Source organism: Gordonia sp. ALPHA1B1, assembly GCF_005502615.1.
GTDB classification, from domain to species: Bacteria; Actinomycetota; Actinomycetes; order Mycobacteriales; family Mycobacteriaceae; genus Gordonia; species Gordonia hongkongensis.
In genome coordinates this window covers 14,008-33,951 of record NZ_SCOC01000030.1, presented here as the reverse complement: position 1 = coordinate 33,951, position 19,944 = coordinate 14,008, and the positions used below count along the sequence as shown (strand labels likewise).

Here is a 19,944-nt window from a genome sequence, read left to right as displayed (position 1 = left end):
CACCTATTTCCAAGACACACCACTAGCGAGCCGAGGCCGTCCGCGCCCGCTGCTCGGCCACGAACGCGAGAACCGTTGCCACATCGTCGGTGTCGGCGATGCGATAGTCGGCGGCGGTGTCACCTTCACCGACCTTGATGCCGATGTCACCGGTCTGCGGACGCAGGTGGGCGAAGGCCTTCTCGTCGGTCACGTCGTCGCCGAGATAGATGACCGCGTCGGCGCCGACGGCCGCGCGCAGGGTGTCGAGGGCGTGGCCCTTGCTGGTCTCGATCACTGCGAGTTCGAGAACGGCCTTGCCCTCGGTGGTGTGCACCCCCGGCCAGGAGGCCGGGCCGGTGCGGGCGCGATCGAGCGCGGCGACGGCGTCGGACGCCGACGCGTTGCGCACGTGCAGCACCGTGCTCGCCGGTTTGACCTCGACGGTGCTGCCCGGGAATTCTGCTGCGATGGCACGCAACTCGTCGATCAGGCGGGTCAACAGTGCGCGCGCTTCGTCGGTGACCTCGACCGCGAACCCGGACTCGAACTCACTGCCGTGACTACCGACCAGCACGACCGGGGCAGTGAGGCCGGACAGTTCCGCGAGCACGGCCCGTTCGCGGCCGGACACCACGGCGACGACGGTGTCGGGAAGTGCCGCGGCGGCGACGAGAGCGTCGATCGACGCGGGTTCGGGGACGGCGTCCTCGGGACGCGCGACGATCGGCGAGACGCATCCGTCGTAGTCGCTGGCCACGAGCAGCACCCCCACGCCGGCGGCCCGGACCAGCGCGTCGGTGAGTTCGGCGGGAATCCCGGTGTGGCTCACTCGGGCTCGTCCACCAGATGAACACCCCGGTTGGGCGACAGTTCGGTGTCGGAGTCGGCACCGAGGGTGCCGAGGAAGCTCTCCGCCCATTTCGCGACGTCGTGTGCGAGGACCTGCCTGCGTAGCGCGCGCATCCGCCGCCTGCCCTCGTGTTCGCTCTGTTCGGCCGCGGCCTCGATCGCGTCCTTGACGCCGTCGAGGTCGTACGGGTTGGCCTGGTAGGCCGAGCGCAGTTCGGCTGCCGCGCCGGTGAACTCGCTGAGGACGAGCGCGCCGCCCAGGTCACCCCGGCAGGCCACGTACTCCTTGGCGACCAGGTTCATGCCGTCACGCAGAGGCGTGACCAGCATGACGTCGGCCGCGACGAAGAAGGCGACGAGTTCCTCACGCGGCACCGGACGGTGCAGGTACTGCACGACCGGCTGGCCCACGCTCGCGTAGGTGCCGTTGATGTTCCCGACGAGTTGCTCGATACCGGCGCGCATCTGCTTGTAGCTCTCGACGCGCTCACGGCTGGGCGTCGCGAGCTGCAGCATGACCGTGTCGGCGGGATCGAGTCGCTCCTCGGCCAGCAACTCGGAGATGGCCTTGAGCCGGACGTCGATGCCCTTGGTGTAGTCGAGCCGGTCGACGCCGAGCATGATCGTCTTCGGATTGCCCAGCTCACGGCGGATCTCGGCGGCGCGCTCCCGGATCTTGCGGGTCTTGGACAGTGCGTCGAGCTCCCCGGAGTCGATCGAGATGGGGAACGCGCCGACGCGCACGGTGCGGAAACCGACCTGCACCACGCCGAAGCGCGAGCGCACGCCGACGGTGCCCTTGCTGGTGGCCTGCCCGGCGAGGCGTCGGGCGAGGAAGAGGAAGTTCTGTGCCCCACCCGGCAGGTGGAATCCGATGAGGTCGGCGCCGAGCAGTCCTTCGACGATCTCGGTCCGCCACGGCATCTGCATGAACAGCTCGACCGGCGGGAACGGGATGTGCAGGAAGAAGCCGATCTTGACGTCGGGCCGCAGCATGCGCAGCATCTTCGGCACCAGTTGGAGCTGGTAATCCTGCACCCAGACGACGGCCCCCTCGCCCGCGGCTCGCGAGGCCGCCTCGGCGAAGCGCCGGTTCACCTCGACGTAGGTGTTCCACCACTCGCGGTGGTACTCGGGCTTGACGATGACGTCGTGGTAGAGCGGCCACAGGGTGGCGTTGGAGAAGCCCTCGTAGTACTCGGCGATCTCTTGCGCCGACAGCGGGACCGCGTGGATGTCGATGCCCTCGATGTCGGGGTTGTCATCGGAGTCGGGGATGCCCGACCAGCCGACCCAGGCCCCGGTGTTGGCGCGCAGGATCGGCTCGAGCGCGGTCACGAGTCCGCCCGGACTCTGCTTCCAGTTGACCGTGCCGTCGGGAAGGACCTCTTTGTCGACGGGCAGGCGGTTCGCGACGACCACGAACTCGGCCCCGTCATGGGTGGACCGGTCGGTGCCGGTCACTCCGCCGGTGTCGGGGTTGGTTTCTCCTGCGCGCGGAGCCACCTGCTCAGGCGTTCTCGCCCGGCGCGATCCCCAGCATGGCGAACAGCATCCGGCACTCGTCGGCGTCGGTGGCGTACGCGGCGACGACTCGGCGCGCCGAGTTGGCGGTCTCGTCGGCCACCGGCTCCAGTTCGTCGTCGGTGATGTCGGTCGCGTCGGTGGTCTTCGCGGGCATGTGAGTCCCCTCGTTGTGCGGCATGGTGTGCGGTTCGGTGCGCGGTGACGAGGCGCAGCCGTGCGGTGTCTCGGTCCGTTGCTGACTTGAGCGGCCGTCCGATGACACGCCCGACTCCGCATTCTACCCGGACATCGCCGGTGCTCACGGCCACCCGTCCGGCGTCAGCGACGCGGCGGTGGCGGTCGCCACCGGTTCGCCCGGGCCCGTCGTGCCGCCGCGTCGGCCTGCCGCGCCTCACGGGCTTCGCGCAGGGCGATCCTTCTGCGGAGGCGCCAGTCCGGACGGGGTGGCAGCTGAGGGCGACGCAGCGACCGGGCGACGAACTCGCCCAGCGTGACCCCCGCAGCGAGGGCGCAGCCGATGGCCAGCGCGTTCGCGATCCAGGTGAATCCGTCGAGGGTCTGGTCGCCGAGGATGCCGTAGAGGCCGCGATACACCGCGAGACCGGGGAGCAGCGGGGTGATACCGGCCACCGCGACGACCAGCGGCGGGGTCAACGCGCGGCGTGCCAGCAGGCCGCCGATCAGTCCGACGAACGCCGCCGCGAGACCGTTGGCGATGACGTCGCCGATGTCGGTGAACGTCGAGGCCGCCGCGACCGCGGTGCCGATGAAACCGCCGAGGAACGCCACGCCGAGGGCGCGCGTCTCGGCGTAGCTGGCCAGCGCGTAGGCGCAGGCGGCGACCGCGCCGGCGATCACCCGGATCGGCAGTTCGACGACCTCGAAGCTGGTGGTCGTGGTGATCGTGGGCAGGAAGATGCCGCCCGCCTCCAGGATTCGGATCGCGACGCCGACGCCGGCGATGATGCCGCCGGTCATCAGCAGCAACTCGAAGAACCGGGCGACACCGGTGATCGGTGCGCCGGTGATCGCGTCCTGGACCGAGCCGACGAGGGACAACCCCGAGAGCAACACGACGATGCCGGCCGCGATGACCTGCGACGGCGCGATCTGCACACCGAGTCGTTCGGCCGCGGCGAAGACCAGGGCGGCCGGGACCACCGCGATGAAACCGCCGGTCAGCTGCTGGAAGAAGACCGGTGTCCCAATGCGGTTGAGCCAGCGGTTGACGGTCACCGTCACCACGGTCGTCAGGAAGGCGAGCGCGGCGACGAGGTATTCGCCGCCGAGGAGCACCGCGATGCCCGACGCCATGATCCCCCAGGCGGTCGTGGCCAGCCAGTGCGGATAGGGGTGCGGCGCGGTGATGATCTCGTCGACCATCTGGTGCGCGGTGGACGGGCTGATGAACGAATCGCGGATGCGGCGGACGAGCCGGTCGACCTGCGCGAGCCGGGTGAAGTCCATCGACCGGTAGTAGACCTGCTCCATGGTCGTGATCGGCGGGAGCGTCGCGCCGCGCCGCGCGCTGACGACGATCGTGTTGTAGGTGACATCCACGTCGACGTCCTCGAGGCCGTACACGCCGGCGACGAACTTGATCTGCGTCTGGGTGTCGATGGCCCCGGTGCCCGAGTCGAGCAGCACCGCCCCGATCTTCGTGGCGAGATCGAGGACCTCGGTGATCGCCGCGACGTCGAACGGTTCGATCGGCTTACGTGGCGACACCATGATGCTGCCCGGTTCGATGGTGTCGATCGTCGCCTGCCGGCTGCCGCTGAGCCGACGCAGGACACGGCCGATCTGTTCGCGCACGCAGGCCTCCTCGGGTCGATGGTGGAGTGCTCGCGGGGTAACCGACACCCGGCCGGTTCAACCCTGACAGGAGACTGGATACACCTCGTCCGTCCGGACGACTCCGGCAGGGTCGACGGCGGTGGTGACCGGGGTTGCTCGTCTACGATCGCGGCATGTCCTCGGTGCAGATCAACGGTCCGCGAGACGGCCACACCCGCAGTGCCATGGTGAGTCCCGGAAGTCTCGTCTTCACCGCCGGTGCGGCCCCCATCGACGACGACGGCGCCACCGTCGCACCCGGGAACGTTCGCGAACAGGCCGTGCAGTGCATGAGAAACCTCGAGGCCGCGCTGATCGAGTCCGGCGCGACGCTGCGCGACGTCGCGAAGGTCACCGTCTTCGTCGCCGAACACCTGCAGGCCGATCTGGTGGTCGCGTGGGACGCGGTGACCGAGGCGTTCGGCGACCACAAGCCGGCCGGCAGCCTGCTGGGCGTCTCGGTCCTCGCCTACGACGATCAGCTGGTGGAGATCGAAGCGGTCGCGGCCATCCGGGGCTGATCGCGGCCCGGCCGGTCCGCCGGGTGCGGATGAAGCGGAAGAGGTCCGACGGATATACTCGCTCGCGCGCCTCCTTAGCTCAGTGGTAGAGCACTCGCCTTGTAAGCGAGCGGTCGTCGGTTCAATCCCGACAGGGGGCTCTCCCGACAGACGCCGCGCACCTCTTCCGGTGCGCGGCGTCTGTCGTCTCGCGGGTTCGGCTCGCCGGCCGGGGCTACCAGATGACGGCGAGGCCCGCGGCGAGCAAGGACAGGGCGCCGGCGGACCAGAAGAGGGCGCGCGGTACGGGTTCGCCGGTGCGCTTCTGCCGAGCGCTGCCCATGCCGAGGATTCCGCCGAGGACGAGCAGGATCACCAGCTTGATGCCGATCTTCGGGTAGTTCAGCTCGATACCGGCCGGCCACGGCGCTGCGAGCGCGAGCCCGGTCAGCAGGGAGAGCAGCAGTCCGTAGTCCATCACGCGGGTGAACCGGAATTCGCGAGCCACGAGTTGGGTGACCCAGCCGCCGAAGGTCACGGCGAAGCCGATGATGTGCAGGAAGATTACGACGTTGCGTAGTAGCTCCATGCGGTCACCATACCCAGCAGACACGGCCGAGTTCTGGATTACGAGAACAGGTTCACGGTGCACGATGGACGGATGAAGCACGACGAACCGGGCACCTCCGCCAACTCGACGTCCCCGACCGACGGCGTGGCTCCGGACGGGACCCGCCCAACGGCCCAGACCCGGGTCGGCACCTTCCGCGGGGTCGCCGGGGAACGGGCCGACGTGTGGCGGGGCATCCGGTACGCCCGCCCGCCCGTGGGGCAGTTGCGCTGGCGCCGTGCGGTTCCCCTCGAGGAGGCCGATGCGCCCGAGGACGTGGTGGACGCCTCGACCTTCGGCGCGGTCTGCCCGCAACAACTCAACCCCGCCGTGCGTCTCGGTCCCGATGTGGTCATGGACGAGGACTGCCTGTTCCTCAACGTCTGGACCCCGCCGGGGGCCGCGGAGCACGCCGACGACGCCGTCGGACTCCCGGTCATGGTGTGGCTGCACGGCGGCGCCTACGTGCTGGGGTCGGGAGCCCAGCCGTTCTACGAGGGTTCGAACCTCGCCGCCACCGGCGACGTGGTCGTCGTGACGCTGAACTACCGGCTCGGCGTGCTCGGGTTCGCCGACCTGTCGTCCATCGACCCGCGGTTCGAGTCGAATGCCGGCCTCAGTGACGTGCTCACGGCGTTGCGCTGGGTCCGCGAGCACATCGCCGCCTTCGGCGGTGACCCCGACAAGGTGACGGTGTTCGGCGAGTCGGCCGGCGCGGGACTGGTCACCGCGCTGCTCACCATGCCGGCCGCGGCCGGGCTCTTCGGCCGGGCCATCGCGCAGAGTTCGCCCGTGACGTCGATGTACGGCGCCGACCGGGCCGCGCGGGTCGCCGACCAACTGCTCGAGGTCGCCGGGATCGACGCCGGTGAACTCGACACCGGCGAGATCGTCGGGCGTCTCGAACAACTCGACGGCATGACGTGTTCGGTGATCACCACCACGCTGTTCGAGAGGGTCCCCACCGAGGTGCCGGGGACCATCGCGTTCGCGCCGGTCATCGACGGCGATCTGCTGCCCGAACATCCCCTCGACGTCTATCGCGCGGGTCGGGCGCATCCGGTGCCGCTGATCATCGGGACCAACCGCGACGAGGCGAATCTCTTCAAATACATGAAGTCGCCGCTGATGCCGATCACCACCGCCGACATCGAGCGCATGTTCGCCGGGATGGCGAAGGAGTATCCGGACGTCGTCCTGCCCGAACGTGCTCAGGTGCTCTCCGCGTATTCCGGTCTGCGCCCGAAGGTCACCGGGCTCGGCGTGGCCCGTGACGTGGCGTTCCGCATGCCCACGCTGTGGCTCGCGGAGGCGCATGCGCGTTCGGCGCCGGTCTATGTGTACCGCTACGACTGGACGACGCGGATGTTCCGGCTGCTCGGTCTGGGGGCCGCCCATGCGACCGAGGTCCCGTACGTGTGGGGGAATCTGGGCAACGGGCCGAAGGACATCACGTTCTTGCTCGGCGGACGTAAGCAGGGAGAAGCGGTGTCGGAGAGGATGATCCGACGGTGGACCGCATTCGCACACGGTCAGGAGCCGGACGCCGGGGCGCTCGGGGATCCCTGGCCGACCTACGACACCGGCCATCGCCCGGTGCTGCGCATCGACGCCGAGGATCGGGTCGTGCAGAACCTCGACGGCGACATCTGGGAGGCGTGGGGCGACGAGGTGCTCGGCTTCCGCTGAGCCGCAACGGCTTCAGTCCCGACGGCAGTCCGCACGAACGTCGATGTGCGGGAGATAGGCGTCGCGCTGGGCGTCGGTGACGGGTGCGGTGCTGGCGCAGATCCAGTCGCGGGCCTCGTCGAGATCGAGCGTGTGCAGGTAGACGTTCCCGGTGGTGTCGCCGCCGGAGATGATGTCCTCGTCGGTGGGGAGTCGGGCGGGTAGTTGCCAGGTGGTGGTCGTGTCGGTGGTCGCGAGCAGCGTCCCGACCGGTTGCGGGTCGGTGAGCCGGCCGTCGTCGTCGAGGGCGAAACTGATCAGCTCGTGCGTCGCGGTACCCACCGTGAGGCGGTTCGGCGCGACGGACACCGTCGAGGCGAACATGTCCTCCTCCCGGTCGAGCAGTTCGGGTTCGGCATCAGTGCCGGCCGGCGGGAGCCGCCACGTGGAGAGGTCGCGGGAGGCGACCACCAGCACATCGCCGTCGAATACGGACTGGGCGGCCGGCGCTTCGGTGGTGATGACGTCGACCGGGTCCGCGCCCGGCGACGTCAGGTCGTACAGGTAGACGCGTTTGTCGTCGGAGGTGACCGCGAGCCGCGAGCCGTCGGAGCTGAAGGCGACATTGCGGATGAGGTCGGTTGGCCCGCGCAGCGGTGCGCCCACGCGTCGCGGGGAGCCGGGCACCGAGGTGTCCCACAGGGCCACGGTCGTGTCGGTGTCTCCGGTCGCGAGCAGATCGCCCGACGGCGCGAAGGCGACCGGGAACGAATAGCGGGTGGCGACGTCGAGGGCCGCGGCGCGTCGCGGGGCAGCGGTGTCGGTGATGTCCCACAGCTCGACGAGCCCGCCGTTGTTGTTCGCGGTCGCGGCGAGGGTGCCGGGGCCGTTGAGGCTGACGCGCGGATGGTCGTTGACCCGGCGCTGGATGGGCGTGCGCGATCGCAGCGTGAGGCCGTCGGACATCGTCCACAGGTTCAGGGTGGTGTCGGCGCCGACCGTTGCCAGGACTCGTTGCGCGTCGTCGGTGTCCACGCCGGTGATGGTCCCGCCCCGGTCGGGTTCGGTTCGGCCGGGCAGGCTCCAGACGTCGATCGTCCCGTCGGAGCGGCCGGAGACGAGTTGGCGGCCGCTGGGGTCGAACCGGGCCGCGAAGGTCCGCACCGAGCCCTGTTCGGAGGTCGTCTGCAGCGCCCACTGCAGGATCGGCGAGGCCGTGTTGGCGGTGTTCCACACCCGGACCAGGCCGTCGGCCCGGGCGGAGGCCAACTGCGCACCCGGACCGTCGAAAGCGATCGACCAGGACCCGGCCGTGCTGTTGGGCAGCGACGTGCTCAGCGGGCGGGGTGCGAGCGGGTCGGCCACGTCCCACAGCTGGGTGTTCGGGCTGTCGCCGGTGACTGCCAGCGAGCGGCTGTCGGGGCTGAACGCGACGGCATGGGTGATGCTGGGGAAGCCGGTCAGCGGCCCACCCAGCGGCTGCGGCGATTCGCCGGTCGTCCACAGCCGGACGGTCCGGTCGTCGCCGCCGCTGGCCAGGACGCGTCCGTCGGGGCTGAAGGAGAGGGTGCGCGCCGCGGCGGTGTGGCCGCGCAGGACGGCCGTCTCCCGGATCGCTCCGGTCGGTGAGACGGCGTACATCGTGATCGTGCCGTCGTCGGACGATGCGGCCAGGGTCCGGCCGTCGGCGGAGAACCGCACCATGTAGACGGTGCCGTGGCCCGGGGACACCGTCGTCGCCAGCCGCGGGTTCGGTGCGTCGCCCAGGTCCCACATCCGGACGGAACCGTCCCCGCTGCTGCTCGCCAGCAGTTGCCGGGTCGGGTGGAAGTCGGTGCTGGTGACGTAGTTGCCGAAGCCGCGCAGGACCGCCACCTCGCGATAGTCCGACGAGCCGGACCGGGCCCAGACGCGCACGGTCCGGTCGCCGCTCGCCGAGGCGAGCTGCGTGCCCGTCCGGTTGAAGGACAGGTCGTAGACCGGGCCGGTGTGGCCGGTCAGCGGGGCCACCAGGGGCGTCGTCGCGGCGCCGCGCAGACGGCTCTGGACGGTCGGGTCGTCGGGATAGACCTCGTGGGCGACGAGCAACAGTCGCGCGGCCAGCGACGGGTTGGAGTACTGCATGCTGTCGATGTGCGACAACAGAGCCGAGCGTTCGGCGGCGTTGCGCTGTTCGCGCAGGTCGTGGGCCTGTCGGAAGCCGATGGCGGCGGTGATGGACGCCGCGATGGCCAGCACGACGATCACCGACACCGCGCCGACGCGCGTGATGCGGCGCCGCTGCTGCATGGCGACCGCCGCGTCGAGGAAGGCGTCGTTCTCGTTGCTCAGCAGATGCAGGTAGTCGCTGCGCAGGGTTCGTCGCCGGCGCTTGGCGTCCTCGAGGCGCGACCCGGTGTAGAGGAACGACCGGCCGCGCCCGTTGGCCAGCCACGCCGCGGTGTCGGCGTCGACCTGCTGGCGCCAGAGGTGGTTGTCGGTGTCGTCGGCGATCCACTCGGCCAGACGTGGCCAGGCGGTGAGCACCACGTCGTGCACGAGCATCACTGAGTCGGTGGACACGGTGAGCAGCCTGGCCTGGGCGAATTCGTCGATGACGGTCGCGACCTCGGGCGGGAACCGGTTCGCGATGGTCGCCGTGGACAGCGGCACGCGCAGCGCGATGCCGGCCGGGCCGACGTGCACCAGGGCGAGGAGGACCGCGCGTGCGAGATCCCGATGACGCGGATCGATCGCCGCCCAGGCCGTCTCGGCGGTGTCGGCGACCGCGCGGGCGATACCGCCGGTGGCCCGGTACCCGGATAGGGTCATGCGGTTGCCGGTGCGGCGTGCCCAGGTCGCCTGGAGAACGTGCGCCAGCAGCGGCAGGCGGCCGGCGCGGTCACCGCCGGTCGACGCCTCGTACAGCTCGGTGATCATCACGTCGGCGAGTCCGGTCTCGATGCGGCCGCCGGCGAGTCGGACGGGCGCGGTGATCACCTCGCGCAACTGCGTGCGGGTCATCTCCGAGACGATCACGCAGCGGTGCTGCCACGCATCGGCGAGGAACGGATGCTCGACGCACTGACTGAAGAAGTCGGCTCGCACGCCGACCACGACCACGACGTCGGACGCCAGTTCTTCGACCTCGCGCAGCGTCTCGGTCCGAAGCGGGTCCTCGAGCGAGAAGACGTTCTCGAACTGGTCGATGACGATGACCGGGTCCCCGGTCGTCGAGGCCGGCGCATCGGTGGCGCCCGGCTCGTCCGGGTCGGCGATGACGAGCCCGCTCGGGGTGATCTCGCCGAGTCGGGGCGACGACAATCGCGTGTCCCGGGCGAGGCCGGCACGGAGCAGCGACGACTTGCCCGATCCCGAGACCCCGGTGACCACCACCAGTCGCGACGCGGGGGACAGCGGTGGCGGTCCGGAGCGGGCCGACAGGATCGCATCCACAAGGGTGCCGACGACGTCGTCCCGGCCGAAGTACATCTGACTGTCGGCCGCGGTCAGGGTGGCGAGGCCGGGGAACGGCCGGGCATGCTGCGGTGCGGGCGGCTCGGCTGTGGGGGTCTCGTCGGGCGTCCGGCGGTCCCACATCTCCCGCCACTGCGGGATGGTCAGGACGTCGTCGGCCCCGGCGGCGACGGCGCGGGCGGTCAGCCAGACGAGCAGCGGTTCGACCGTCGCGAAGTCGCGGGGGAGATGACGGCCGTTGCGCCAGTCACTGATCCGTTGCGCCGAGACCCGGGCCCGCGTCGCCGCGGCGCGCAGCGTGGGACGTCCCGCTTGCACGAACAGACGCGTGAGTGCCTGACCGAAATCCACTCAGCTGTCCTTGTGCTCGCCCCGACAGATCGACCGCACCATCATGCGATAGCCGATCCCGCCGCGCCACCATCGGCGATCCGATGTGGTGACGGCCACACCGCGGACCGCGGATCACCGGACGTGGCAAGCGGATCCGGAACCGGTTCTGTCCGGTCCGGATAGTCCGTTAGCGGCTTGATCTGCGCTTATGTACCGGTTTCCGGAACGGGGGTGGAGTGGGTCGCGTTCGTGGGGTCTGCTGGTGGGGCGCAACTCGACGGGGGTCGGGAAACGCACAGGTTGCGTCGGTCGAAGGACACACCGAAAGTGTCGCGAAGCACTGCCCGTCGGGGGCTGTGTGTCGTTCGGCCCACACGACCGCGCGGGTGCCGGACACCGGGTCGACGGGGGTCGGCGGTCTCCGGCACCCGCGTCCCCTCCTCGCCTGCCGGGTCACCCGGGCTGTCGGCTTCGATCACTACGATCTGTCCATGCGACGACCCCGGGTGCCCGTGCGATGAGCCGCCTGTTGATCTCCGACTCGCAACGCCGCACTCGCCTCATGCGCCGGCAACACCTCGATGTCTCGTCTCGAGCTGCCGACTCCGTAGAAGCCGCTGCCACGATGGTCGGTCTGCACGCGACCACACCGTCGAGCGTCCACCTCGCCGCATGGGCCCGGGTCGATCCGGAGCTCTCGCGCGAGTCGGTCGACGCCGCCCTCTACGACGACCGGACGCTCGTCAAGCACCTCGCGATGCGTCGCACGTTGTTCGTCTTCCCGCGGGACATCCTGGCCGAGTCCGTCGGAGCCCTCGGGCCGCGGATCTCGGCGTCGGAACGCACCAACATGTTGCGCGACCTCCGGCGCAGTCCCGACTTCGACGACCCGGAGGGCTGGATCGAGACCGCGCGGCGGGCGGTCCTGGCCGAACTCGCCGGTGGCGAGTCGCTGACCTCCACCGAACTCCGCGAGCGTCTGCCCGCGCTCGACGGCTACATCAGTCACGGCGCGGGCACCACGTGGGCGGGCCGCGCCCCGATGGGGCCGCGCGTGCTCAACATGCTCGACGCCGAGGGGGCGATCGTCCGCGGACCCAACCGGCTGCGCTGGCATCTGTCGCGGCCGGCGTGGACGTCCATGCCGCTCTGGCTCGGCGAGGATCTGCCGTCGATGAGCGTCCACGACGGGCACTGCGCGCTGATCGGACGCTGGCTGCGGACCTACGGACCCGGCACCGAGACGGACCTGGTGTGGTGGCTGGGGTCGACCAAGACCGCGGTGCGCGCGGCCCTCGCCGAACTCGAGACCGTCCAGGTCGACCTGGAGGGTGGCGGAGTCGGCCACGTCCTACCCGATGATCTACCCGAGGGCACCGGGGTCGACGGCACGGGGGACGAGCCGGTCGAACCGCAGGCTGTGCTCCTGCCGGAACTCGACCCGACCACCATGGGCTACAAGGAGCGCGGCTTCTATCTCGGCGGCCACGCGCCGCAGGTCTTCGACTCCGCGGGCAACGGTGGCCAGACCGCCTGGTGGGATGGTCGCATCGTCGGTGGCTGGTATCGCCGCGCCGACTCGACGATCGACGTCGTCCCGCTCGAACCGTTGTCCTCCGAAGCGCGACGGGCGCTCGATGCCCGGGCCGAGGAGCTCGCGGCATGGCTGGGGGACGAACCACTGAAGACCGGCTACACCGCGCCGTATGCGAAAGGGTTGTAGGTCGACGCCTCCGCTTGGTTCGACATCTGTCAATATTGATGAATGTCGAACCAGAACCTGCTGGCGACGGTCTCCCGCGGCATGACGACCGACGAGGCGGAGACCGTCGCTCCGGCGTTGAAGGCACTCGCGGACCCGGTCCGGTTGCGGTTGTTGTCCGAGATCGCCGCGCATCCGGGAGGTGAGGCGTGCGTGTGCGACATCTCCGGACCGTTCGACCTCTCGCAGCCGACGATCTCGCACCATCTGAGAGTGCTTCGCGAAGCCGATCTGGTGACGAGCGAGCGACGCGCGACCTGGGTGTACTACCGCGTGAACACTGGTGCGCTACAAGAACTGTCGGGGCTGCTCGGCTGTCTCGCCACAGTCCTGGGGGAAGCACGTTCGTGTGAGGCCGGACGATGAACGTCACGGAAACCGCCGTCGCGGGCAGGCTGTCGATGCTCGACCGGTTCCTGCCGGTGTGGATCGGCGCCGCGATGGTGGTGGGTCTGCTGCTGGGCCGCAGTGTTCCCGGAGTGGGCAACGCGCTGGCGGCCGTCGAGCTCGACGGCATCTCGCTGCCGATCGCACTCGGGTTGCTGATCATGATGTATCCGGTGCTGGCCAAGGTGCGCTATGACCGGCTCGACTCGGTCACCGCCGACCGTCGCCTGCTGCTCGGGTCGCTGGCATTGAACTGGATCATCGGCCCGGCGTTGATGTTCGCGCTGGCCTGGCTCTTGCTGCCGGACCTGCCGGAGTACCGGACCGGACTGATCATCGTCGGGCTCGCCCGCTGCATCGCGATGGTCATCATCTGGAACGACCTGGCATGCGGCGACCGCGAAGCCGCTGCCGTCCTGGTCGCGCTGAACTCGGTATTCCAGGTGATCATGTTCGCCGTGCTGGGCTGGTTCTACCTCTCCGTGTTGCCCGGCTGGCTCGGCCTCGAACAGACGACCATCGACGCCTCGCCGTGGCAGATCGCGAAGTCGGTGCTGATCTTCCTCGGCATCCCGCTGGTGGCCGGATACCTCACCCGTCGTATCGGAGAGCGCGCCAAGGGCCGCGAGTGGTACGAGTCCGCGTTCCTGCCGCGTCTCGGGCCGTGGGCCCTCTACGGTTTGTTGTTCACCATCGTCATCCTGTTCGCATTGCAGGGTGAGCAGATCATGTCGCAGCCCTGGGACGTCGCGCGTATCGCTCTGCCGCTGCTGATCTACTTCGCGGTGATGTGGGGCGGTGGGTTCGTGCTCGGCGCCGCGATGGGTCTGGGGTATGCGCGCACCACCACGCTCGCGTTCACCGCCGCCGGCAACAACTTCGAACTCGCCATCGCCGTCGCGATCGCCACCTACGGTGCGACCTCCGGCCAGGCCCTGGCCGGGGTCATCGGACCGCTCATCGAGGTCCCCGTCCTCGTCGCCCTGGTCTATGTGTCCCTGGCACTGCGGAAGCGGTTCTCTGCAACACCCGACTCGGCCGGGGAGCCCGTGCGCCATGTGTGCCCCCTCAATGTGCTGTTCGTGTGCGTCAGCAACCGTGGCAAATCTGTGATGGCCGAACGTCTCTCGTCAACGGTCACCGACCGGATCGCGGCGTCGTCCGCCGGAACCAGCGCGAAGATCGGCGGGCAGGTCAACGAACTGTCCGCGCGGGTGCTCGCCGAGGTCGGAGCCGACGCCGGCGGACACCGGCCACGACAGCTCACGGACGAGATGATGCGAGCCGCGGACCTGGTCGTGGTGGTCGGCACTGCCGAGGTCACCCCGCCCGACGGGGTGAGTGTCGAGGTGTGGAACACCGACGAACCCTCCGATCGAGGCATCGACGGCCTCGAACGGATGCGGTTGATCCGCGACGACATCACCACCCGCATCCGCGATCTCGCCGACCGCCTGGAGCGGTGAGCGGTTCAGAACGGTGGTGGGTTGGCGGCGTTCCACCCACCGACAAGTACGACGACGCTCGGTCAGCAGCAGGCTGTGCGAGCGTCGGCGGGGTCGGTGGCGCTACCGCCGCAGCACACCGACCCCTCGGCGGATTCGTCGACACCGCTCTCGGCCAACAGCTTCGGGCTGGTTCCGAAGGTGTCGGAGTCCGCGAGCACGGTGTAGATCTCCCACTTTTCGTCGCTCGGACCGGTGACCCACACCTTGTCTTGCGTTGCAAAACAACAGGTGGAGTTGATCTCCTCCTGCGTGAACAGGCCCTCGCCGGACAGTCGGGCAATCTCGGCATGCACCGTCTCGCTCGATTCGACCTCCACCCCGAGATGGTTGATCGTGCCTCCCTGACCCGGATTCTCGAGGAGCACCAATTTCAGCGGGGGTTCGACGATCGCAAAGTTCGCGTATCCGGGCTTTCGCTTGGCCGGCGGGGTGTCGAACAGCTTGGAGTAGAACTCGATCGCGGTATCGAGGTCATCGACATTGAGTGCGAGTTGCATGCGGGACATGAGGGGAACCACCTTCACCTGTGAGACATATGTCGAATAATGACGTTTTTGCAGAATGCCACCTTTTCGACATATGTCAATAGTGGGGGTAGGGTCGGACCATGCCCAAGACTTTGCCGATGGTCGACATCAGCGCACCGATCTGCTGTGCGCCTGTATCAGCGGCACCACTCGACGACGCCACGGCTCTCGAGATCGCGTTGCGGCTCAAGGCTCTTGCCGATCCGGTGCGGATCAGGCTGGTCTCGATCCTTCTCTCCGACGGCGGTGACGGGATCTGCACCTGCGACCTCGCGACCGCGGTCGGGCTCACCGAAGCAACGACGAGCCATCACCTGGGTCAACTACGCAAGGCCGGGATGGTCTCCCCCGAACGTCGCGGGATGAATGTCTATTACCGCTCGAGGCCAGAGTCTCTGGAAGCGCTGCGCCAGGTACTCAATGCGACCACCGGGTGCTGCTGACCACCGGGGCCTCCCACGGACGCGACCCCGGCCCGGCTCACTCCCCGACGTGCGGCGGGACGGTCGTCGGGTCGGCCATCACGTCGGTGCCGCCGAGAGCCTTGTTCGCGCGGCGTTCCACCAGCAGCGGCACGAAGTCGCGGACTTCGGTCCCGCTGAAGTGCTCGTAGGCCTGCTCGACCGCGGCGGCGACGTCTTCTGGTCGTCGGTGTGAATAGAGGCCGATCAGCCGGTCCTGTACTTCGCTGATCTGACGCCGCTCGTCATTAGCATCCATGCACACAATTTAGTGCGAATGCGACAACGTCGACTGTCACGACGGATGGATTCACTGACAGTTCATCTCGTCGCCACCGACACTCAATCTCGGCCGGCGGCCAGGGGACCGACGGTGATCGTGAGCGGTCGACGAAGGGGGAACCTACGATGACACCCATGGTTCCGTCACGGCGACCCATCGACCCGGCCGCGCAGGCGCAGGCGCGGGTGCTGGTCGAAGAGCTGGAACGCGTCGCGGACTCGCTCGTGGACCGGCTGCAAGCCGGTGTCGGTGGCGAGAAGGCGCAGCGAGCAGCGCGTCGGGAACTGTACGAGGTCCGCGAGCACGTCCGACGGCTCCAGAGCACATACGCCCTTTCCCCTTCGTAGAGCTGTGCCCCCTTTCCGATGAATTCCGCCCCGGGCGCGGGTCAGACCCGGTGGACTGTTCTCACCACCGAGCGAAAGGCTTCGTCATGACCGCGGCACTCCCACCCGTAGCCGACCGCGAGACCTGGGCGGCGGCGCTGGCCGACCTACGTCGCCGCGAGAAGGCGGCCACCCGCGAACTCGACGCGGTGGCGGCACAGCGTCGTCGACTCCCGATGGTCGAGATGGACGATTACGTCCTCACCGGGCCCGACGGGCCGATTCGACTCGTCGACGTCTTCGACGGACGGTCACAGCTGATCGTCTACAACCACATGTGGACCGACGGCGCCCGGTTCCAGTGCCCGGGTTGTACCGGGTTCACCACCCAGTTCTCTCGGCTCGACTACCTCGCCGACTACGACGCGCGGTTCGTCATCATCACGCACGGGCCGATGGACGAGATCCTGGCCTACAAGCAGCGCGTCGGTAACCGCATGGACTGGTACTCGTCGGCGGGTACGACCTTCTCCGCTGACGTCGACGCCGCCCCGGGCGAAGGCTTCGCCCTCAACGTCTTCCTCCGCGACGGTGACACCGTGTATCGCACCTGGCACTCGACCGGTCGTGGTACGGAACAACTCGGATTCACCTTCGGACTCCTCGACGTCCTGCCCTACGGACGGCAGGAGGAGTGGCAGGATTCGCCCGACGGCTGGCCGCAGAGCCCGACCTACTCGCGCTGGCGCGGCTCGGAGGAGATGGCCGCCGTGTACGGTGACCCCGACGCGTGACCCCCGGCCACGCCAGAACCCGCTGGTCAGCGTTCACAGGAATCTCCCAGCGTGCCTACAGTGAGGTTCCAGGGCCGCCTGGGACTCTGGTCGTGTGAGTGAAGCGGCGAAACAGAACAACACGCGCGGCGCGAAGGTCCTCGTGGTCGACGACGAGGAGAACATCCGTCAATTGCTGTCGGTGTCGCTGAAGTTCCAGGGCTACGAGGTCGAGACCGCCGCCGACGGTCCGGCGGCCCTCGACCGATGCCGCATCGCCAAACCCGACGTCCTCGTCCTCGACGTAATGATGCCGGGAATGGACGGGTTCGGGCTGCTGCGCCGGCTGCGTGCCGACGGGGTGGAGGCGCCGGCACTATTCCTGTCGGCGCGCGACACGGTGGAGGACAAGATCAACGGCCTCACCATCGGCGGTGACGACTACGTCACCAAACCCTTCAGTCTCGAAGAGGTCGTCGCCCGGTTACAGGTGTTGCTGCGCCGCAACGGTTTCGACGACCAGAAGCGCGCGTCGTCGAAGATCACCTTCGCCGACATCGAACTCGACGACGAGACCCACGAGGTGTTCAAGGCGGGCGAACTGGTCGCCCTCTCGCCGACGGAGTTCACGCTGTTGCGCTACTTCATGGTCAACGCGGGCACGGTGTTGTCGAAGCCGCGTATCCTCGACCACGTCTGGAACTACGACTTCGGCGGCGAGGTGAACGTCGTCGAATCCTATGTGTCGTACCTGCGGCGCAAGCTCGACACCGGGGACAAGCGACTCATCCACACCCTCCGCGGCGTCGGCTACGTGATGCGTGAGCCCCGTGACTGATGCGACGGTGACGAGTGCCGGCCGCGGCACGCGGAAGCGCGGTGTCCCACTGCGGATCTCGATGGTGGCGCTGACGGTGTTGCTCGTCGCCGTCGGACTCCTCGCCTCCGGTGTCGCGGTGACCTCGTCGATGCGGCAGGACCTCATCTCCCGCGCCGACGAGGGGCTGGAGAACGCGGTACGCACGTGGGCCGAACCCCGTGGTCTCCTCGGCGACGGCCCCGGCCCACCCGGGCCGCGTCGGCCGCCGTCGCCCTACTACGTCGAGTCGGTCGTCTACGGGCCCGGCGGGATGTCGGCCGACAACGTCTACAACCAGTTCGACGACGCACCCGACCTCAGTGGACTGACCGGTGACAACGCCGGACCCGTCACCGTCCCGTCGGTCGACGGGGACGGGCCGCAGTGGCGTGTCATCAAGCACAGCAACAGCTTCGGCAGATCCATCGTGGCCACCCCGATGTCCGACATCGACGACACGGTCAGCAGGCTAGTCTGGCTGCAGCTCGCGATCGGCGCGCTGGTCGTCCTGCTCATCGGGGTGCTGAGCTACGTGCTGGTCCGCACGAGCCTGCGCCCGCTTCGCCGGGTCGAGGAGACCGCGCACGAGATCGCGGAGGGCAATCTGACACGGCGCGTCCCGCCGGCACCGCCGAACACCGAGGTCGGCAGTCTGTCGGACTCGCTGAACCGGATGCTCGGCCAGATCCAGCATGCGTTCGCCTCGACCGCCGCGTCCGAACAGCAGGCCCGCGCCTCCGAGGAGCGGATGCGCCGTTTCGTTGCCGACGCCAGCCACGAACTGCGGACCCCGCTCACGTCCATCAAGGGCTTTGCCGAACTCTATTCGCGGAGCGGCGTCTCCGACGTCCCCGACCTGCCCGATGTCACCGACGCGATGCGACGCATCGACGACGAGGCCGGCCGGATGAATCTGCTGGTGGAGGATCTGCTGATGCTCGCGCGACTCGACGCGCAGCGGCCGCTGGATTCGACTCCTGTCGACCTCCTCGGTCTGGCCGCCGATGCCGTGCAGAGCGCCCGTGTCGCCGCCCCCGAGCGCGAGATCCGGCTCGACGTCGTCCCGGGCGATCGGCCGCCGGTCGTCCTCGGCGACGGGCCCCGCCTGGTCCAGGTGCTGCGCAACCTCATCGGCAACGCCGTGAAACACACCCCGCCGGACGCGTCGATCACGGTCGGAGTCGCCGTCGATGACGGCTCGGGGTCCGGTGAGGCGGTGCTGACCGTCGCCGACACCGGGCAGGGACTCACGCCGGAGGACGCCCAGCACGTCTTCGAGCGCTTCTACCGCGGCGACTCCTCCCGGCATCGTGGCTCCGGTGGCGGCAGCGGTCTCGGCCTCTCGATCGTCGCGGCCCTGGTGGCCGCGCACGGCGGACGCGTCGGTGTGGACACGAGCCCCGGTGCGGGAGCCACGTTTTGGGTGCGCCTACCGCTCGCGGAGGCCGATTAGATCAACCGGCGCAGCTTCGCGAACTCGGTGACGTCGTCGCGGAACCGGTCGAGTCCGACCAGCGTGTACATGCCGTCGATCTGCCGGTTGGCCCACAGCTGATGGATGCGGCGCAGGTCGGATTGCCGTGACTTCCAGCCGATCCCGTCGATCACCGCGAGTACCAGCTGGGTGGGCAACCGCACCTCGGCCATCTCCTCAATCTCACGGACCGCGTCGGTGAGTTTGGAACCGGTCGAGTCGAAACCCTTGGCCGCCACCACGATGTCGGCCGACGACGGGTCGCCGACGATGAGGTCGGCGGGCGCGGTCCGGCCGTTGCGTCCCGCGAACCGCGAGCGGGTGACGTAGTCGAGGCCGATGTCGCGGGCGATGTCCTCGATCTCGTCCTCGATACGCCGGCCCGACGCGCCCGCGCGAGTGGCGGTGGCGCGGGTGCCGGCGCGGGCCACGAGGATGTCGGCGAAGGTGAACGTGCGGGACAGCTGGGTGCGCAGCATGCGGACCAGGTCGAACTCGGTGTCGAGCCAGGTCACCAGCTCGACCGGTTGTGCGCGCGCCAATGCATGCCAGCCGCTGGTGTCGAACCGGTCGCGTAGGGCGTTCTTCAGCTTCTCCTGGGACAGCCCGACGGCGAGCCCCAGTACAGGGACATCGGTGGGGTTGTCGCGCACCCACGCCGCCAGTCCCGCGACGTCGGTGTCGAGCAGTTCACCGAGACGCGCCGTGGCCTGGGTTATCCGCTCGGCCTCCGGCGTCGATGCGGTCGGGTCGACGTGAGAGGTCAACCGTCCCAACGATTGCAGATAATCGTCGAAGTCGCCCGCGGTGCTCATCGTGGAGA

Annotated in this window: 19 protein-coding genes and 1 tRNA gene; 11 read left to right on the top strand and 9 right to left on the bottom strand. The window is 68.9% G+C overall.

All coding sequences use genetic code 11. The features are described from left to right. Positions 1-22: 22 nt before the first annotated feature. The 4 genes from otsB to FFS52_RS17890 form a co-directional block, all read right to left on the bottom strand. Entirely contained in the window at positions 23-811 is a 789-nt protein-coding gene (gene otsB, locus FFS52_RS17900) for a trehalose-phosphatase (RefSeq protein WP_137810484.1), read from the bottom strand. Next, positions 808-2,295 (bottom strand): trehalose-6-phosphate synthase, encoded by a 1,488-nt coding sequence (locus FFS52_RS17895; RefSeq protein WP_171011667.1) that lies wholly within the window; start codon positions 2,293-2,295, stop codon positions 808-810. Before FFS52_RS17895 ends, otsB begins: the two co-directional genes overlap by 4 nt. A gap of 46 nt (positions 2,296-2,341) precedes the next feature. After that, a complete protein-coding gene (locus FFS52_RS23720; RefSeq protein WP_165630609.1) occupies positions 2,342-2,512 on the bottom strand; it encodes a hypothetical protein in 171 nt (56 codons plus the stop codon). A 164-nt stretch (positions 2,513-2,676) separates the two neighbouring features. Continuing rightward, complete coding sequence (locus FFS52_RS17890; RefSeq protein WP_137810482.1) at positions 2,677-4,173, bottom strand: threonine/serine exporter family protein; 1,497 nt, start codon at positions 4,171-4,173, stop codon at positions 2,677-2,679. Between the two features lie 155 nt (positions 4,174-4,328). Between FFS52_RS17890 and FFS52_RS17885 the strand changes: the two genes are divergently transcribed. Both FFS52_RS17885 and FFS52_RS17880 read left to right on the top strand, forming a co-directional pair. Then, positions 4,329-4,715 (top strand): RidA family protein, encoded by a 387-nt coding sequence (locus tag FFS52_RS17885; RefSeq protein ID WP_137810481.1) that lies wholly within the window; start codon positions 4,329-4,331, stop codon positions 4,713-4,715. Between the two features lie 68 nt (positions 4,716-4,783). Next, positions 4,784-4,855: transfer RNA gene (locus FFS52_RS17880), tRNA-Thr, on the top strand. 74 nt (positions 4,856-4,929) lie between these two features. On the opposite strand, the gene FFS52_RS17875 is transcribed toward FFS52_RS17880, so the two are convergent. Beyond that, positions 4,930-5,283 (bottom strand): hypothetical protein, encoded by a 354-nt coding sequence (locus FFS52_RS17875; RefSeq protein WP_058251248.1) that lies wholly within the window; start codon positions 5,281-5,283, stop codon positions 4,930-4,932. Between the two features lie 72 nt (positions 5,284-5,355). On the opposite strand from FFS52_RS17875, the gene FFS52_RS17870 reads away from it, so the two are divergent. Then, complete coding sequence (locus tag FFS52_RS17870; protein WP_171011666.1) at positions 5,356-6,993, top strand: carboxylesterase/lipase family protein; 1,638 nt, start codon at positions 5,356-5,358, stop codon at positions 6,991-6,993. Positions 6,994-7,005: 12 nt separating this feature from the next. Here the strand turns inward: FFS52_RS17870 and FFS52_RS17865 are convergent, their stop codons facing one another. Beyond that, on the bottom strand, positions 7,006-10,779 hold the full coding sequence (locus tag FFS52_RS17865; protein ID WP_137810479.1) for a hypothetical protein: 3,774 nt from the start codon (positions 10,777-10,779) through the stop codon (positions 7,006-7,008). Between the two features lie 499 nt (positions 10,780-11,278). On the opposite strand from FFS52_RS17865, the gene FFS52_RS17860 reads away from it, so the two are divergent. Genes FFS52_RS17860 through arsB form a run of 3 tightly spaced genes read left to right on the top strand, consistent with a single transcriptional unit; the run spans position 11,279 to position 14,376 of the window. Then, positions 11,279-12,484 (top strand): winged helix DNA-binding domain-containing protein, encoded by a 1,206-nt coding sequence (locus tag FFS52_RS17860; RefSeq protein ID WP_137810478.1) that lies wholly within the window; start codon positions 11,279-11,281, stop codon positions 12,482-12,484. A gap of 42 nt (positions 12,485-12,526) precedes the next feature. After that, entirely contained in the window at positions 12,527-12,889 is a 363-nt protein-coding gene (locus tag FFS52_RS17855) for a metalloregulator ArsR/SmtB family transcription factor (protein WP_065631509.1), read from the top strand. Beyond that, entirely contained in the window at positions 12,886-14,376 is a 1,491-nt protein-coding gene (gene arsB / locus FFS52_RS17850; protein ID WP_137810477.1) for an ACR3 family arsenite efflux transporter, read from the top strand. The genes FFS52_RS17855 and arsB overlap by 4 nt, the downstream gene beginning before the upstream one ends. A gap of 62 nt (positions 14,377-14,438) precedes the next feature. On the opposite strand, the gene FFS52_RS17845 is transcribed toward arsB, so the two are convergent. Beyond that, a complete protein-coding gene (locus tag FFS52_RS17845; RefSeq protein ID WP_137810476.1) occupies positions 14,439-14,924 on the bottom strand; it encodes an ArsI/CadI family heavy metal resistance metalloenzyme in 486 nt (161 codons plus the stop codon). Positions 14,925-15,025: 101 nt separating this feature from the next. Here FFS52_RS17845 and FFS52_RS17840 point away from each other — a divergent pair, with 101 nt between their 5' ends. Further along, positions 15,026-15,388, top strand: a complete 363-nt coding sequence (locus tag FFS52_RS17840) for an Rv2640c family ArsR-like transcriptional regulator (RefSeq protein WP_137810475.1) — start codon at positions 15,026-15,028, stop codon at positions 15,386-15,388. 37 nt (positions 15,389-15,425) lie between these two features. Here FFS52_RS17840 and FFS52_RS17835 read toward each other — a convergent pair whose 3' ends face one another. Beyond that, positions 15,426-15,665, bottom strand: a complete 240-nt coding sequence (locus FFS52_RS17835; protein ID WP_065631505.1) for a hypothetical protein — start codon at positions 15,663-15,665, stop codon at positions 15,426-15,428. A gap of 158 nt (positions 15,666-15,823) precedes the next feature. On the opposite strand from FFS52_RS17835, the gene FFS52_RS17830 reads away from it, so the two are divergent. From FFS52_RS17830 to FFS52_RS17815, 4 genes are all read left to right on the top strand, one after another. Next, a complete protein-coding gene (locus FFS52_RS17830) occupies positions 15,824-16,036 on the top strand; it encodes a hypothetical protein (protein WP_137810474.1) in 213 nt (70 codons plus the stop codon). Between the two features lie 86 nt (positions 16,037-16,122). Then, complete coding sequence (locus FFS52_RS17825; RefSeq protein WP_137810473.1) at positions 16,123-16,809, top strand: DUF899 family protein; 687 nt, start codon at positions 16,123-16,125, stop codon at positions 16,807-16,809. Positions 16,810-16,903: 94 nt separating this feature from the next. Beyond that, complete coding sequence (locus FFS52_RS17820) at positions 16,904-17,626, top strand: response regulator transcription factor (protein WP_137810472.1); 723 nt, start codon at positions 16,904-16,906, stop codon at positions 17,624-17,626. A 61-nt stretch (positions 17,627-17,687) separates the two neighbouring features. After that, complete coding sequence (locus FFS52_RS17815) at positions 17,688-19,100, top strand: HAMP domain-containing sensor histidine kinase (protein ID WP_171011671.1); 1,413 nt, start codon at positions 17,688-17,690, stop codon at positions 19,098-19,100. Here FFS52_RS17815 and FFS52_RS17810 read toward each other — a convergent pair. After that, positions 19,097-19,936 carry a hypothetical protein gene (locus FFS52_RS17810; protein WP_068972244.1) on the bottom strand — a complete coding sequence of 280 codons (840 nt, stop codon included), beginning with the start codon at positions 19,934-19,936 and terminating at the stop codon, positions 19,097-19,099. The genes FFS52_RS17815 and FFS52_RS17810 overlap by 4 nt on opposite strands. Positions 19,937-19,944: the final 8 nt, after the last annotated feature.

Excerpts from the sequence above, each read along its gene's own strand:
- FFS52_RS17875 (WP_058251248.1), bottom strand. The coding sequence starts at position 5,283 with ATGGAGCTACTACGCAACGTCGTAATCTTCCTGCACATCATCGGCTTC.
- FFS52_RS17845 (WP_137810476.1), bottom strand. The coding sequence starts at position 14,924 with ATGTCCCGCATGCAACTCGCACTCAATGTCGATGACCTCGATACCGCG.
- FFS52_RS17830 (WP_137810474.1), top strand. The coding sequence starts at position 15,824 with ATGGTTCCGTCACGGCGACCCATCGACCCGGCCGCGCAGGCGCAGGCG.
- FFS52_RS17840 (WP_137810475.1), top strand. The coding sequence starts at position 15,026 with ATGCCCAAGACTTTGCCGATGGTCGACATCAGCGCACCGATCTGCTGT.
- FFS52_RS17885 (WP_137810481.1), top strand. The coding sequence starts at position 4,329 with ATGTCCTCGGTGCAGATCAACGGTCCGCGAGACGGCCACACCCGCAGT.
- FFS52_RS17825 (WP_137810473.1), top strand. The coding sequence starts at position 16,123 with ATGACCGCGGCACTCCCACCCGTAGCCGACCGCGAGACCTGGGCGGCG.
- FFS52_RS23720 (WP_165630609.1), bottom strand. The coding sequence starts at position 2,512 with ATGCCCGCGAAGACCACCGACGCGACCGACATCACCGACGACGAACTG.
- FFS52_RS17860 (WP_137810478.1), top strand. The coding sequence starts at position 11,279 with ATGAGCCGCCTGTTGATCTCCGACTCGCAACGCCGCACTCGCCTCATG.
- arsB (WP_137810477.1), top strand. The coding sequence starts at position 12,886 with ATGAACGTCACGGAAACCGCCGTCGCGGGCAGGCTGTCGATGCTCGAC.
- FFS52_RS17810 (WP_068972244.1), bottom strand. The coding sequence starts at position 19,936 with ATGAGCACCGCGGGCGACTTCGACGATTATCTGCAATCGTTGGGACGG.
- FFS52_RS17870 (WP_171011666.1), top strand. The coding sequence starts at position 5,356 with ATGAAGCACGACGAACCGGGCACCTCCGCCAACTCGACGTCCCCGACC.
- FFS52_RS17835 (WP_065631505.1), bottom strand. The coding sequence starts at position 15,665 with ATGGATGCTAATGACGAGCGGCGTCAGATCAGCGAAGTACAGGACCGG.
- FFS52_RS17855 (WP_065631509.1), top strand. The coding sequence starts at position 12,527 with ATGTCGAACCAGAACCTGCTGGCGACGGTCTCCCGCGGCATGACGACC.
- FFS52_RS17815 (WP_171011671.1), top strand. The coding sequence starts at position 17,688 with ATGGTGGCGCTGACGGTGTTGCTCGTCGCCGTCGGACTCCTCGCCTCC.